This window comes from Photobacterium lucens, from assembly GCF_009873615.1.
Lineage (GTDB): Bacteria > Pseudomonadota > Gammaproteobacteria > Enterobacterales > Vibrionaceae > Photobacterium > Photobacterium lucens.
Window position 1 is genome coordinate 1 of the sequence record NZ_SSMG01000343.1, and the last position, 15,899, is coordinate 15,899.

Annotated in this window: 14 protein-coding genes; 5 read left to right on the forward strand and 9 right to left on the reverse strand. The window is 39.9% G+C overall.

Translation table 11 applies throughout. From position 1 onward, the window contains the following. Positions 1 to 276 precede the first annotated feature (276 nt). Positions 277 to 2,301, reverse strand: a complete 2,025-nt coding sequence (locus tag E5A76_RS14460; RefSeq protein ID WP_161119344.1) for a recombinase family protein — start codon at positions 2,299 to 2,301, stop codon at positions 277 to 279. Then, positions 2,276 to 2,512, reverse strand: a complete 237-nt coding sequence (locus E5A76_RS14465; protein ID WP_161119345.1) for a DUF3820 family protein — start codon at positions 2,510 to 2,512, stop codon at positions 2,276 to 2,278. The genes E5A76_RS14460 and E5A76_RS14465 overlap by 26 nt, the downstream gene beginning before the upstream one ends. A gap of 538 nt (positions 2,513 to 3,050) precedes the next feature. Between E5A76_RS14465 and E5A76_RS14470 the strand changes: the two genes are divergently transcribed. Next, positions 3,051 to 3,461: an META domain-containing protein gene (locus E5A76_RS14470; RefSeq protein ID WP_161119346.1), complete on the forward strand. Its 411-nt coding sequence runs from the start codon at positions 3,051 to 3,053 to the stop codon at positions 3,459 to 3,461. Positions 3,462 to 3,509: 48 nt separating this feature from the next. On the opposite strand, the gene E5A76_RS14475 is transcribed toward E5A76_RS14470, so the two are convergent. The 3 genes from E5A76_RS14475 to E5A76_RS14485 form a co-directional block, all read right to left on the reverse strand. Next, on the reverse strand, positions 3,510 to 4,052 hold the full coding sequence (locus E5A76_RS14475) for an NUDIX domain-containing protein (protein ID WP_107166406.1): 543 nt from the start codon (positions 4,050 to 4,052) through the stop codon (positions 3,510 to 3,512). Between the two features lie 65 nt (positions 4,053 to 4,117). Beyond that, positions 4,118 to 5,806, reverse strand: coding sequence for an asparagine synthase-related protein (locus E5A76_RS14480; protein WP_161119347.1), 1,689 nt, complete (start codon positions 5,804 to 5,806; stop codon positions 4,118 to 4,120). A 209-nt stretch (positions 5,807 to 6,015) separates the two neighbouring features. After that, complete coding sequence (locus E5A76_RS14485; protein WP_053987721.1) at positions 6,016 to 6,549, reverse strand: Dps family protein; 534 nt, start codon at positions 6,547 to 6,549, stop codon at positions 6,016 to 6,018. 359 nt (positions 6,550 to 6,908) lie between these two features. On the opposite strand from E5A76_RS14485, the gene E5A76_RS14490 reads away from it, so the two are divergent. After that, entirely contained in the window at positions 6,909 to 7,829 is a 921-nt protein-coding gene (locus E5A76_RS14490; protein ID WP_161119348.1) for a M14 family metallopeptidase, read from the forward strand. 133 nt (positions 7,830 to 7,962) lie between these two features. Further along, positions 7,963 to 8,442, forward strand: coding sequence for a methylated-DNA--[protein]-cysteine S-methyltransferase (locus tag E5A76_RS14495; protein ID WP_161119349.1), 480 nt, complete (start codon positions 7,963 to 7,965; stop codon positions 8,440 to 8,442). A gap of 47 nt (positions 8,443 to 8,489) precedes the next feature. Here the strand turns inward: E5A76_RS14495 and E5A76_RS14500 are convergent, their stop codons facing one another. The 3 genes from E5A76_RS14500 to fabV form a co-directional block, all read right to left on the reverse strand. Next, entirely contained in the window at positions 8,490 to 9,722 is a 1,233-nt protein-coding gene (locus tag E5A76_RS14500) for a hypothetical protein (protein WP_316247334.1), read from the reverse strand. Positions 9,723 to 10,062: 340 nt separating this feature from the next. Continuing rightward, the gene (locus E5A76_RS14505; RefSeq protein ID WP_053987725.1) at positions 10,063 to 10,989 is read right to left on the reverse strand and encodes an alpha/beta hydrolase; all 927 of its coding nucleotides are present in this window, start codon (positions 10,987 to 10,989) and stop codon (positions 10,063 to 10,065) included. Between the two features lie 45 nt (positions 10,990 to 11,034). Continuing rightward, entirely contained in the window at positions 11,035 to 12,246 is a 1,212-nt protein-coding gene (gene fabV, locus E5A76_RS14510) for an enoyl-ACP reductase FabV (RefSeq protein WP_161119350.1), read from the reverse strand. 284 nt (positions 12,247 to 12,530) lie between these two features. Here fabV and E5A76_RS14515 point away from each other — a divergent pair, with 284 nt between their 5' ends. After that, on the forward strand, positions 12,531 to 13,145 hold the full coding sequence (locus tag E5A76_RS14515; protein ID WP_107166413.1) for a murein L,D-transpeptidase catalytic domain family protein: 615 nt from the start codon (positions 12,531 to 12,533) through the stop codon (positions 13,143 to 13,145). A 233-nt stretch (positions 13,146 to 13,378) separates the two neighbouring features. Continuing rightward, positions 13,379 to 14,020 (forward strand): murein L,D-transpeptidase catalytic domain family protein, encoded by a 642-nt coding sequence (locus E5A76_RS14520; RefSeq protein ID WP_161119351.1) that lies wholly within the window; start codon positions 13,379 to 13,381, stop codon positions 14,018 to 14,020. 299 nt (positions 14,021 to 14,319) lie between these two features. On the opposite strand, the gene E5A76_RS14525 is transcribed toward E5A76_RS14520, so the two are convergent. Further along, complete coding sequence (locus E5A76_RS14525) at positions 14,320 to 14,955, reverse strand: MarC family protein (protein WP_053987729.1); 636 nt, start codon at positions 14,953 to 14,955, stop codon at positions 14,320 to 14,322. Between the last annotated feature and the right edge of the window lie 944 nt (positions 14,956 to 15,899).

Consider the following 15,899-nt stretch of genomic DNA (forward strand, 5'->3'; position numbering starts at 1 on the left):
GTTTAAAAAAAAAATAGAGGTTTTGTGAGTGTTTATTTTTTATATTAATAACATTATTTTAGCCGAAAAATATTTGGGGCGTGAACTCATGCCCCAAATTTATTGAATTACCGTTTAAAACCAATTCATGGTATTGCCGTTGGCATTTTCACCGCTTTTGATACTGTAGTGGCATTAATAATACCCTGAGGTTTAATAATATCTACTTCCTTTCCATACCAATCACAATTGTTCGAAAATGAGTAAAACCTCAAGTAAGTAGAATCAATAAAATATCTACGACATCAAAAAGTCGAGTGATAAATAAAGTTCTTGATCGAAGCGATTATCCTGTAAGAATTCCAAGAATTTTTCACTTTCAACTAAATTAAATCTTCGAGCTAAATTATTAAATTTTGACAACGGATAATCATACGCCAACTTTTCCCCTTTCCATTGATGGTTATACATCATGGAAATATAATTTAAAGAAGTTGTTTTTTCAGTATTCATACCGCCAAACTCAAACAGCCGTGTTTCCGGGTCTAAAAATGAGGCCTCATCCAATGGCACTCCATAAGTATTTCCACATTCTAAAGAACGTTGATTCCATTTATACTGCCCTTTGCTTGGGTACAAGCTCTTTGTTAGATCTAATTCATGAAGCTTTTTCAAAATATCAGATAAAAGCTGCTCACCATCTTTCACGTCAATAAAGTTCTTGCTGCCATATATATACATAAAGGGTAAATAAAGCCCTTTACTACCACTTTTAGCCTTTGTGTACTCGTATGGCAACATCGCAAGTCTTCTCTTTTGACCATTTTTGAAGTGCCAAGTGATGTCGACACAATTAGCAAACTTGGTCTTTGCATCACAGCAGGGTTCAAACCTTCGGCTTAAAGTAATTGAAGAAATAAAACGATAGAGATTATTGCGGATTACATACCGTTCGGGGTGTAGGTAGTTTGTGCGGATATCATCATCGAAAACTTCCTGCAAGCTTGCCAACTCATCTGCATTTAATACAATATTATCATTTTCAAGAGCATCCAACTTTGCTTTTAGCTTATCAATTTTGTTTTCACTGTTTTCGAGAAGTTTAAAAAATGAGTCTTTGGGTGTTCTTAGGCTAATTTCAAACAATTTGTCTCGGTTTTCTTGTTCTGCACTCAACTCTATTTCAAGCTGTAACTTCTCATGCTCCTCAGAAATATTATCCGTATTGTCAGATACAGTAAGGTAAGTATCTTTACAAATCTCCAGAGTTAAAAAATCCAACATATTAGCATTATAGAGTTCTCGATCATGCTCGCCCTTCAACGCCAAATTACAAACATAACTGACTCTGTCACCACCTTTATCCATAAAGACCATTGCGCCACCGCAAATACCGCAACGAGCAATACCTTTCAATAATGCAATCTTGCCACTTCCAGTATCTCTTCCTTGCTTTTTGTTTTTACAAATTTGGAGCTTTAAGAATGTACTATCATCAATTAGCGGTGGATAGTAGTTTTCCATCACATGGGGAACACCTTCAATAGTAAAAGTTTTCTCACCTATCAATGATCGTTTTCCCCATAATTGACTGATGGCAATGTAGTCCCATGAATCGGATTGTTTTATCTTACCCTTCCGTCTTGTTGGTTTATATTCAAAATTAGCATCCAAATACTGCTTAATTTTCAAATCACCATAGCCAGTGATCCGCATTTCTATCGCTTTCTTTACACCTTCAGCATTAATGTTAAACGTGTTTGTACGTTGATCGATCCAAAATGGTGTGCGCCCAAGAGCACCCTGTGGTTGACATGTTTCTTTCCAACGCTTTAAAGCAATCTTGGAAGCAGCAATAGTTCGCTTTGATTTGGTTTCAGATTCTTCATTAGCTCGCTGCATAGTAATTAACGAAACAATAAGATCTGCTGTTAGATGTTGACTCTTGGCATCAAATAACTTGCCATCAATATGCGTATATACACGCACACCTTGATTAATGATCCTAAGTAATTGCTCCATAGCGACATTAACAGTTTCTCGCGAAAGGCGATCTAGAGAAAACACAACCAAAATACTACCCGTAGGAATTTCGCCACTTTCGATGCGAGAGAGCACAATTCCAAGCGCTCCCTCTTTGTGCTTTCCGTGGTATGCACTTACTCCATGATCAACAAAGTTTTCATCATGAATAGGAAGACCATACTCTAGCGATAAATTTTCAAGAATGCTTTTCTGCTGCTGCGTTTCTAACCCCACACCTTGTAACTGCTTGGTGGTACTTACACGGGCATAATTATAAATCTTTGGGGTAGTTTCCATACTTAAGAGGTCTCACCACAGAATCTAAGCCCTCAATCTTGAGAGCTAAACAGAGCTGCATTAAATCACCCAACTCTCCCGAGGGAAACTGTTTTTTATTAGCAAACCACAATAAATATTCTTCAGGTAAGTCAATCAACACCCGACCTGCATACTTACCAAATGGCATTTTCATATTAGCCAGTTTGATCACGTGCTCTTGTTGAAACATGATTCTATTCACTTTGAAAAACAGCCAAGCATTGTAGCAATGCTTGGCTAAAAATATGCGAGTTTTTTGTTAAAGAAGAACGTAAGCATAATTAGTCTAAAAAAGGGGGGAGATATTGCAGAGTTTGGTTTTACAAACAATACTAAATGAGAAGGATTTCATTGCTCAGTTCTTGTATGTGTTCGACGCAGTTACGTCCACACATACAACTTTTGACAGTGTTATCTATTGCTCTCCAGCAAGTGAACTCAATGTGATGTTCTGCATTAATTTTCATCCTTCTTACTACACGTATTAACATTTTTATGAATACACAAAAATATACAAATAAAAAAAGGATGCCGTTTACATTTTTACGGTTATTTGTCACACTTCACACCCTGCTGAGCTTTACTGTTCATATGACTACTTAAGTTAGCAAGACACAAAACATCACTGCGTGACTTTATACATATCAGACCATTGACCGTTGTCTGTTTCATCGTTGTCATAATCTATATCTAACGCACTTTTCTTGCTGTACGACACGAGAAATATAATGAAAAAGATTTTTTTTGGTACTTTTTTACTGGCATCACTATTAACTGGCTGTAGCACAACCCCTAAAGACGTTGCCGCACTACCTAGCACTTGGGCAGTAAGTGCAATTGACGGTCACACTCAGCCTGTTGATGCGCTACCAGCTAAACCTGAATTAGTAATTGATCAGAACTTCAATGTGACTTATCAAGGCTGTAACACTTTAACGGGTAAGCTAACGTTAACAAGTAACGATTTACTGACTAAGAACTTAGCATCAACACGTAAGATGTGTATTCAGAACGAACAAGCAACCGTTGATGGCTTTGTGAAGAAAATGCTAACAGGCCCTTCTGATTACCTTGTTAACCAAAATACATTAATCATTAGCTCTGATCGTCATACAGTTACTTTCAAAAAAGTAAAATAAATCAAAGTATTATTTAATAAAAAAACGGAGGCTATTTGCCTCCGTTTTTTATGCATTCACTGGTAGTAATTCTGCTGCAATCAACTTAAGCAAAAACGTTTCTCGCTCAATCGACATCCCTTTTTTCTCAGAATGTTTGATGGTTGCTTCATTGTGCGCAATAGCATCAAAAATGTTGATCCACACTGGCTTCATGCCATTTTTAATTTCGTAATCTTCAAAACGAGTCTCACCCAGCTGTTTATCTATGGTGCAGACGTAGCAGTACGATTTCATATAAACAATATCATGCTCAGATTTATACCAAGGACGATATTCATCGTATTGACCAAATGGCTTAATATCACGAATGTTCTTTGCGCCAGTTTCTTCTTCAAGCTCACGGATCAATCCTTGAACTTTATCTTCACCAGCATCAATACCACCACCTGGCAAGGTGTAATCATGGTAACGAGCTGTGTAAAGCATCAAAATATCTTCACCATTTAAGACAATGGCACGTGCCGCATCTCGTTGGAAAATACTTAGTTCAGTGGTATCAAAATCAATATTTTCCAGATCAGGATGAACAGATAATTTTAAAAATCGCATATTACGCAGAACTCATAACCATCAATAACAAGGCTGCGTATTCTAGCCAAGTCTGATCCAGATTACTAATGATGAGGCTTTAACACCCGATTCATCCGCTTAACAACATTGAGTGTAGATTCCCCACTGTACAAGCCAAGTGCCGTTAAGAGACAATTAGCCCCTAAATAATGTAAATGGTAAAACTCACCTTTAGCATCAAATAAAGTTTTAAGACCAATGGTGATCAAATTCACTCTGTTTTTTACATTTTCAGTTAATTGCCATTGGCTTAGCGCTGATAATCGATGATCTTTTAATGGGCAAGTCAAATGCCCCGGGTAAGTTTGCCATGGCGTCAGTAATGCCTCAGGATAAGCATGATTAAGCCACTTCATATAAAACTGATGCTTAACCGCTGAAGCTGTCGGTAACGCAAAAATCACACTTAGCACTGATTTACTATAAAAAGGGAGATGAAAATCAAGCCTAAACTTATCCATGTCTTCTAAAGCTGGTGCAATATGCTGATGTTGATCGTTTTCCCATAAAAACAGCTGAAAGGCTTTTTCCAGCGGCAAATGTGAATATTGCTCTAAGCAGGCTACAATGTTTTGCTCTAATTGCGCTTGGAGCATCGCACCATCTTTCACCATCCGTTTGGGAATAAATGCATGTTGATGTTGTAAATAAGCTTTTGCCACAGCTAACGGCTCACCGGTTGCACAGGCTGCCAGTATTTCATCATCACAAAACACCATACCTACGCATACACTACCACCATTGCCAGACCACACTAGTCTTGGGTGCTCAACCTGTTGGTAAAAATTATATTGAGTGGCTCGCCAATAACATCCTAGTCGTTGTTCAATACTTTGCTCTTGGGTATCTCTGACATTAACAATATGAAGTGGAAAATCGTGATACTGTGCAAAGGCTTCGGCATACACTTCATCTTGCGAACGTTGATACGAAAAATTTAAGCATTCTAACTGTACGCCCCGCTTTAATAATTCAGTAACGATCACTCGTGAATCTAACCCACCAGATAACGTGCTTATCGCGTGAAAATCATCACCTAAACAGAGATTAACCGCTTGTTTAAAAGCACGATCAAATTGAGAAATACCATCACTATCACGCAAACAATCAAAAGGCATATCAGCCCAACGAAAATAGCGCTGTTGCTGTAATTCATTCGTCGTCATTATTAGCCTTTCTCCAGGTAATAATGATCGCACTTCGTTATAGTGTGTTTTATTTCCTAAGGTATAACCAACAACAGCATACTCGGTGACTCCAACCAAATTAGTGGTTAATTTCACACTTAACTTATCAAATAAACGTAAGCACGAACTAAAAATAACCGCCCCTTTATACTGCATATAATATAGCGGTCGAATCGCCAACGAATCAGCAAAGATACTGAGAGTATGCTGACGTTTATCATAATTTAAAACGCAATACGTCCCTTGCGCATCAGCCAATAATTTAGGGTAATCCTGCATGTTGTGTTGCAGTAAACTATTTACATCTTGAGTGAGTGATGGCGACATCAAGGTATGTCCTAACACCATCGTAAAACGTAAATGATTTTCAGCCCAATTCGCCTCACGATAACAATCAATTGCAACTCGGCATAGATACAAATGGTTATCGAAATATTCATGACGAACATCGGTTGGATTGCGTGATAAGTGCTGAGCGATCTCTTTTTTGATGAGTAAAAAGTCTTGGCTCCAGCAATCTGAAATGACCCCAGCAACAATACTCATTTATCTCTCCCACGGTGATAAATGACTATTAGCAATAACTAAACCAACTTTTATTAAAAATTAGCTCTATGATTTATAGTGATTTTTTCTAAGTTATCGTGAATTTATAGCGACGCTCACATGCATCTTGCTAAAAATAGCCATAAAAAAAGCTTCTCTAATCAAGAGAAGCTTTAATCACAACACAGATAGACTGTCAGTTGTTACTATCAATGACGATAAGACTCATAAAGGAACCAAACACGACGTTCAGTTTGATCAATCCAATCATCGATCATACTCACAGAAGAATAATCACCACAGTCATCACATAAAGTATGTGCAGCACGAAGCTCTGCGGCTAATTGTTTATTATCTTCACAAAGCTCAGCAAGCATATCAGCAGGCTCTACGTATTCAGCATCATTATCTAAAATACGCTGCATCCGGGAAATTTCACCAATAGAACGCAGTGTTTTGCCACCAATTTTACGTACACGCTCAGCAATATCATCCGTCATCGCGAATAATTGCGCACTTTGCTCATCTAACATTAAGTGGTAATCGCGGAAATGTGCACCACTCATGTGCCAATGGAAATTTTTGGTCTTTATATACATCGCAAAAACATCAGCAAGGATCGCTGTTAGTGCACCACTGATCTCTTTAGTCGCGTCTACACTTAAATCTGTAGGTGTGGCTAGAGGACGAGTAAGGTGTTGTTTCGCATCTTCAATTTGTGATTCATTCAAGATAGTACTCATCGTCTTCTCCAAAATAGATAATTTGTGACAACGAGAGTTACTATATGCCTCTAATTTTGTATGACAATAGTATTATATACAGTGAAATTGCAACCTAACATTGAAACATTTAATCAAAATCTTGTTCTGTTTTAGCATACAATCTCGTTATATAAATGAAATTGTCACCTTCTCCATTGCATCTTATAAACGCAGTTTATTCGCTATCATTAACAACTATATTTTCCACTTATCATTTCAATATGATTTATTAAACCTTCTAAAATACAGTCAGTTTTTACAAAATCGAACCAAATTTGCTAAACAATAAAGCATCATGTAAAAAGATCATCAATATACTAAAAACAGGAAGCACTATAATGCAATCATCTACTTATCATATCGGCGAAACAGGCAAACCTTGGGGAAGTGAAGAAAAAGCACAATGGTTAGCAGAAACAACCATTAAGCGCTCTTACCTTGAGCAAGTCGTAACTAAAATTGATGCCTTAAAAGATAAATTTGATATTGCTCAGTATGGTGCTCTGTCCTACTCTCCTGAAAAATACCCACTTTTTTCCATTAAAACTCGCAACTGGGATACAAATAAACCCACAGTATTAATCACGGGTGGTATTCACGGTTACGAGACCAGTGGTGTTCATGGCGCATTAGCTTTTGTAGCATTAGAAGCTGAAAACTACAGCAATGATTTCAATATCTTAGTGGCACCTTGCGTAAGCCCTTGGGGTTATGAAACCATCAACCGTTGGAACCCTAACGCTGTTGATCCAAACCGCTCTTTTATTCCTAATAGCCCAGCAGAAGAATCAGCAGCATTAATGCAATTAGTACAAGATCAGAAAACCGATTTCTTGGCACACATTGATCTGCATGAAACCACCGATACGGATGAATCAGAGTTCCGCCCAGCTTTAGCTGCCCGTGATGGTAAAGCATACATTGAAGACAGTGTGCCAGACGGTTTCTACGTGGTAGGTGATACTGAAAATCCACAAGATGCATTCCAAACTGCGATCATTGATGAAGTTCGTCATATCACTCACATTGCGCCACCAGATGATAACGGCAACATTATTGGTGAACCTATCACTCAAGAAGGTGTGATCAACTACCCGCTAAAAGCATTAGGTCTGTGTGCAAGCGTAACAGATGCCGCTTACACCTCGACAACAGAGGTTTACCCAGATAGCCCACGAGTTACTGAAGATGAATGTAATATGGCACAAGTGGCGGCAATTAAAGGCGCATTAGATTACTTAAAACAACACGCTAAGTAAGGCTTTCTTCCGCTAACCTTGTAGTTATATCCGTTAGGTTAGCGGCTTTCTCCTGCTCTCTCATAAGTTTGAATCGCTCATCTATTTTGCTCATAATAGCAACATCATCCACACTATGATTCAATCTAGCGATATGGATATCTATTTTAAGCACCTCGATAGCCCATTAGGGAAAATCACTCTAACAGCAAACAATACTGCACTATTAGCGGTATGGTTTGAAAGTCACCGCATTCCCTCTCTTGCTCAAGCAACACTTAGCCCTGAGCACCCAATCTTAAAATTGTGTGAGCAACAATTAACGGAATATTTCAACGGTCAACGACAACAATTCTTGTTGCCAATGGCTTTTCAAGGCACCGACTTTCAACAGCGAGTATGGCAAGCATTAACCACGATACCTTATGGGGAAACATGGCATTACCAGCAATTAGCTGATGCTATTGAAAACCCAAAAGCCTGTCGTGCCGTGGGAACTGCAAATGGCAAAAATAGCTTATCGATTATTGTGCCTTGCCACCGAGTGATCACTAAAAATGGCGATTTAGGTGGTTACGCTGGCGGCAGTGACATTAAGCAAAAGCTACTCGATTTAGAGCGCCTATATAAATAGTTCCTTCTTATATACCCAAGAGGCTTCCATGTCAGGTTTCTTTGCGATTAGCCTTTTATACTGTTGATGATCTCACACCATGATGTGCCCGACGGAATAGGCGTAGCTTCAAGCACAACAGTAAATCTGACGGGTAATTCTATCTCTAATAACGCTTCAGCAGCTAAAATCATCCGATCATAAACGAGAGGATCAAACATCCGCCCTGTTTGCCCCCACGCGACGCTATAACGCTCACATCCCTCAAGCCCTTGCTCATTTTGCGACAGCAACATAAACCTATCTTGCAATCCCCAATGTTCAAGCATCATGTACGACTGAAATAACATCGCCAAATCTTCTTTTTTGTTGGTATAGCTATAGAGATCACTTGCCCCTTCAGCTTCAAAATGTGCACCTACTTGTAAAGCGGTGAGGTCATGAACAGTCTCACTGGGAGGTGTACCTTGATACAGCACATCTGCCACATCAAACAACAATGTATCTTGCAACGGTAATTGATCATAAAGCGTTTGATGTAACGGTGTTGTCGCAGTGATATTTTGATAAATAGTGCGGTTTGGTGATAACGATGACAGCACCGACGGGGGCAAAAGATCATTCGCATGGGCTAGTTCATGCACTAATAAACGAAACAGTGCAGGTCGTAATTGATCTATGGTACGCGTGCTATTACTTGCGGAAAAAGTATCACTGCTCCACCGCGCAGCAACACCAGCACTGTCTACATGTTGCCGGACAGCAAGAAAAGAAACATTGGCTTGGAACCGATCACGAAAGTCATCTTTAGCAACAATATTGAGCCACTCTTGTTCATCTCGCCACAAATACCGAGGATCGATATAAATCGTGGCAGTATTCGCACTATAAAACGATGGACGTACATCATCTGCAATGACAATTGCACTCACTGAACGAAATAGCGGTAACAATACCGATGGCAGTGTTGATAGCGCAGATAAGAAACTCTCAGCCATCCAAGGATGGGATACAAACAAGCGTGACTCAATATCGCTTATCGTCAGTGACACCGTTTTCTCAACTCCCAATGGTGGGAACTGCGCAAGCAAACAACTTTCACGGTAATTTTTCGCACAAGATAAATGCTCACCATTAGCGTTTACTGAATAAGCCGTCACAGCGCTGAGATCAGGTAACCCTTCCGCATCTGCAGCAATGCTTTGGTGGCTATCTTCATTACATGCCGTTAATAGCAAACATAAAGACAGCGAATAAAACAAAGTAAATCCATTGTCAGAAACCGTTTTCAACACCGACACTTACCCACCTAACAACGATTAAGTACACCCTAATGATAAGTGTAGCGAAGGTTAGATCTGGGCAAGTATCGGTTATAACGCAAAGTTAAAGAATATCGTGATCAATGTTCACAATCGGAGATATTCCCGCTAACAAAGATTGACTAAGAAGCGAATAAATCTATTCTGGATATAAGCAACAGAGAGGCATTTCGCCCATATTACTGTAGCCTATTTTTATTAATGGAAGGTGTTAGATGGATTTATTAAGCGGTTTATATGCACTACTTGAGTCTTTCTTTGAATAAACTGATTAACACACATATTTCTAGTCGACAGCCGTAATTCACCGTTACGGCTTTTATTTTTTTAGAAATGCAGCAATCGCTTTATACGCCTGTTCACACTCTTTTTTCGCTAAGTTTTCCATGTTCAAAAATGCATGGATCATCTGCTCAAAGTGGATATGCTCCACATTAACCTCATGCTTTCTCAGCGCATCTACATACGCTTTGCCTTCATCTTTTAACGGACAAAACTCAGCCGTGATCATCAAGGTTTCAGGTAATGCCATACTATAAGGCCCCCAAACAGGTGAGGCTTGACGACGATCTTCGTTATGTTGGAAATAATTCGAGAAATACCACTCAATCCGTGATTGTTGGAGTAAATAACCGACTCCATTTTGATTCACAGAAGGAAAACTTAAGGTGTAATCAAGGCTTGGGTATATCAGCACTTGCTTTGCGATCTCAATACCATCATCAAACTGTGCCATACGGGCTAATGTGGCACATAATGCGCCACCAGCAGAATCACCAGCAATCGAGAGTTGAGGAATAAAGTTAAGCTCACTGCGAACCAAGGTTTGCAGCAATGATTGTAACACCAGATAACCATCATCAATGGCGGCAGGATAAGGATGCTCAGGTGCTAAACGGTATTCAACCGACACCACAATATGCTCACTATGACAGGCTAATTTACGACAAATAGGATCATAAACCTCCACGCTGCCAGACATATGCCCACCACCATGAAAGAACAATAATACAGGTAAGGCTTGCTCCGGCTGTGGGTGGTAAATACGCACAGGCACACGATCAGCTATCACGGTATCGTTAATCAACGCCATGTCAGGAATGTCTGTTACCAACTCACGGGTAATGGCTGCTAATCCTTCACGTACAGATGCCACTGTCAATGGCATGCCGCTGGCAATCACATCATCCATCAACAAATTAAACGTCTTTAACCATTGTGCTAACGAGGCAGTTAACTGGCGCATATTACATCCTTAATAGACCAAGTAATAAAAGCCCTATAGTCGTTACTAGGGAGTCAGACAAGACAAAGCATCAAGATCAACAGATTGAGTATAATCAACTGTCGAGAATCCAAAACCATTGAGAGCTAAAAAAGCAGATTTGTATCCCGCATAATCTCCCACTTGTTTGAAATTATCGACATTCATTTGTGCCATTAATCCATCTACTTGCTGTTGGACTTCAGGTTTTAGCTCCCAATCATCCATTCTTATCAAGCCGTTCTCATCCGTAAGTGATGATTGCTCATCATGTTCTGCATACACCTTATCGGCGAATAAACGCTGCATTTGTTCAATGCATTCTTCATGCAAGCCAAGCTGCTTCATGACTTTAAATAAACACAGAATATAAGGCGAAAATGTCGGAATAAACACACTGGCTTTGGTTACCAGCGCTTTACATACCACGACATTCGCTTGCCCTTCGACACATTGAGATAACTGCTGATTTAGCACTGTTGCTGTGTGATGGAGATGCTGTTTAGCAATACCTAAAGTGCCATGATGATAGATAGGATACGTCGATTCTGGTCCAATATACGAATAAGCTAAGGTTTTGGCTCCTGTTGCCAGTAACCCTTCGGCTAAGAGAAAGTCGATCCACTCTTGCCAATCTTCACCACCCATAACTTTGGTCGTTGCCAGAATCTCATCTTCATTTGCCGCAGTTAACTCAGCTGGTACTAAGCTATCTTTTTCTAAATCAACACTAAAGCCAGAAACATTTTCACCCACGGTTTTTAAGCAAGAACGCCACATATCACCATTTTCAGGGTTCGGCCTTACCCCCGTTGCTAAGCTATAAATCACCAAATCCACTTGCCCATCAAACTCATCACGGATCATCTGGGCGACTTGCTGACGTATTTGAGGCGAAAACGCATCACCAACAATATTTTTTGCAATATAGCCTTGTTGTTCGGCTGCTTGTTTAAAGTAAATATTATTATACCAGCCAGCTGTGCCGACACCTTTCACGCTTGGGCCGCGCTCAAAAGAGACACCTAATGTTGCCGCCTGAGCGCCACCAAATGTCAGTGCAATACGAGAAGCTAAACCAAAACCTGAGGAAGCACCTAAAATCAACACACGTTTAGGTCCCTGTGTTATAGGTGCTGCCGACTCTACAAACGCAATTTGTGCTTGTACGGCTTGCTGGCAACCATAAGGATGTGCCGTTCGTGCTACAACACCTTGAATTTCTGGTTTAATCACCATTACTGCTTCCTCTATTTCAATCTAACAACCCAAGCTTTGCACACTCAGCATGCCACAATCCGACAAATGAAAACCATGATCGCCACCATTTTCAACATCACTGGTTAAAAAACACACTATCAAACCAAATAAAATCAACATTTGATTCACAATTGAATCAAAATTAATTAACAATAGCGTTTTTTTACGTTATTGAGTCCAAAAACAATAAGCCTTAGTTTATTTCAAATCTCACAACACCGCAGACTAACTCTAACACTCTAATTTTTGCAGGAAGCAAACAAATGAAGATATGGACTGCGCTATTTATTATTGCGCTACTCAGCGTGAGCCACGCGAGTTATGCCGCCACCACTCTCCATCAACAAGCCAAGATTATTTTTGATAAGACTAAATTAGGAAAACACTTAAAATACGATGTTTTTCTCACCGCTTTTAAGGAGCATATCCGCGTAGCAGATAAACCAATTATGTCAATCATCGACTATAGCCAACCCTCCGATCGCCGCCGATTCTTCATCATAGATACTGAAAAGAAAAAACTGCTTTATCACACTTTTGTTTCTCACGGTATCAACAGTGGTGATCTCTACGCCACTGAATTTTCAAACATTGTTGATAGTAAACAAACCAGCTTAGGTACTTTCCGTGTCGCAGAGGCATATCACGGTAAATATGGCATTTCACTTCGTCTTGATGGCATGAGCCCATCTAACTCAAACGCCAGAAAACGCGCCATTGTTTTGCACGGTGCAAAATACGCAGAACCAGCCACAATCAAAAAAATAGGCATGTTAGGACGCAGCTGGGGCTGTCCTGCGATTCCAATGAAATTAGCAGATAAGGTCGTACATTTATTAAAAGAAGGCGGTTCTATTTATGCCCACGCGAGAAGCTAATTTGCTAAATCATTCGCAAAACGCAATAAAGGCAACTCGGATTACAATGTGAGTTGCCTTTTTACTTTATCCAATACATTACAATCTTTTCGCTAACACAAGCCAGCCTTACTCCTCTAAGCGCAACGTATTACCACTGCCTTAACTTTTAGATAATTGGCACAAAATATTCATACCTTACTTCCTATAGATCATCACAGAGTAGATAGACACGATACATACAGGAGGGAGTTATGACGTTCTCACCTTTTTTCCTTCTTAAAATCAGATATGTAATCATCACGCTGCTGCTATTTTGTTGCCACGATGCACTCGCACTTAGGGCAACACACGCGTGGAAAGTCTATGATCATGCCAAGCTACAAAATTACGTCGATTTTGATATTTTCCTCAGTGCTTACCGTGAACATCTTCGCGTTGCTAACAAGCCCATCATGTCGATTATCGACTACTCTCAACCCTCCGATGCTCGGCGATTTTTAATCATTGATATCGAGAAACGCGCACTACTCCATCGTACTTTTGTTACTCATGGTATTAACAGCGGCACGTTATATGCCACTGAGTTTTCAAATACGATCAATAGCCGCCAAACCAGTTTAGGCACCTATCGTGTTGGAGAAGCCTATTACGGAAAATACGGTATTTCCCTACGTTTAGACGGCATGAGCCCAAGTAACTCCAATGCACGTAGACGCGCCATCGTCTTACATGGTGCCAGCTACGCAGAGCCAAATGTGATCAATGAAATTGGAATGTTAGGTCGCAGTTGGGGATGTCCTGCTATTTCTCGGGAAATCACCTCTGAAGTGGTCGAATTGCTCAAAGAAGGTGGATCAATTTACGCCCATGCACACAATCATCGCAACGGCTAAGTATTACTGAAACAATGAAATCACAAGTAATAACAAAAATATCGCAGCAATAAACTTAATTAAAATTCCCAGTGAAGCGCCACCTTTAGGGGCTTTATTACAACAACTCATCGCGTTTTCTCTATTGGTGCTAATCAAGGTTGGCAAGCATAAAGGTTACACCAAGAGGAAGGTCAACAACAATGTCGTCACAGAGACAATAAAAAAGCCGAGGACGTCATGCCTCAGCTTTTTTATCTAATGGTAATAACAAACGTCAATCTTAAATAAAGATCGGTATCGCGAGCTAGAAAAGAAGATCACTTAGTACCAAATAGCACGATCGTATCGTGAACGCCTTGGATCCCCATCTGCATCCCAATCACGGTTAAAATCAAACCCATTAAACGGGTGATAATACTGATGCCACTCTCACCAATTTTTTCAATCATTTTAGGGCCGTAAATAAAGCAAAAGAAAGTGATCACACACAGCAAGGCGAATGCGGAAACGGTAATTAAAATGTGGAGCATACCGCCGGCTGCTGAGTAGTTCATGGCTGTTGCAATAGTGCCAGGGCCTGCCAGAATAGGCAGCGCTAACGGTGATATCGCAATATCAGTATTACCTTCAGCATCACTGTCTTCTTGATTTGAATGCATTTTAGAAGTGTTACCTTGCAACATATGATAACCCACTAAAAATACCAAAATCCCTCCCGCTAAACGTAATGCCGGTAAGGTAATACCGAAGACACTAAAGATCCCTTTTCCTAAAAAACAAAAGGCCGTAATAATACAAAATGCCGTAACAAGGGCTTTAAAGGCAATCGCTCGCACTTGTTTCGCTGGCATTCCCCCCGTCATTCCGACAAATACTGCTGTATTTGCAAACGGATTCATCATGGCGAAAAAACCCATAAACACAGTGACTGCGACTGTCATTAAGTCGTGCATGTTACCTCTCTATTAATTAATGATTTGTAATCCAATCAAATACGATTCGATGAATATACCCAAGCGACTTCAAGATGCCTGATTCAGAGCGAAGTCACTGGGTTGAATTCAAGGAAGACAACGAAGCGGAATAGCGAGCTCTTTCCAAGTTGTCTGACGCGAGAAGTCGGCTCTGTGACACGCTCCCAAAGGGCGAGCGTCCTTAGCTCTCAGACTTTGTTAACGATTCTCAATGTAGAACCACTATATCTTCGAATCGTCGCCGCGCCTGAGAACTAAGGTCGTCTCGCTGGACACTGCATCTTGAGGTTGCTTGGGTATACTATTTAATAATAGAAAATTAGCAAAACATATATCAATAAAATAAAACAACTTATTAATATCTAAGCTATTTAATCAGCACAAACACCACAGAAAAGTAGCAATTCAGCCTTAAAGCAAACAAATATCAATACCGTTTCAAAATAAAAACAAACCCATAACCATATGATTTAAATCACATTTATTTTAAAAGAATAGAGTTTTTCGATTTAAATAAGACAAAAACAACTCATCAATAAATGAAAAAACAAAAAGATATTGAAAATCCTCTAAATTCTGCCTTTATGCAACTGCAGTAATAGATTTGCTACGTTATGATGTTTCCACGGTTGAAGACAACGGAATTCCCCACGGAGGGGACAACCTCAGTAGGCTGATATAGGGATGGTAGCCACATAACTATGGATGGCACAGCTTCCGCAGGTTGTTGAAAGGATTTGTTCAGGACGAACCAACCGTCTTATTCCCCAAATAGGAATAGTCCCATGGAATGGGCTGAATAGTGATTTTTATTTTCTATTCGATGATTTTAGTTGCTGATCTACAAAAAAAGCCCGCAATTGCTTGCGGGCTTTTTTATTTGGCTCCTCCTGCTGGACTTGAACCAGCGACATACGGATTAA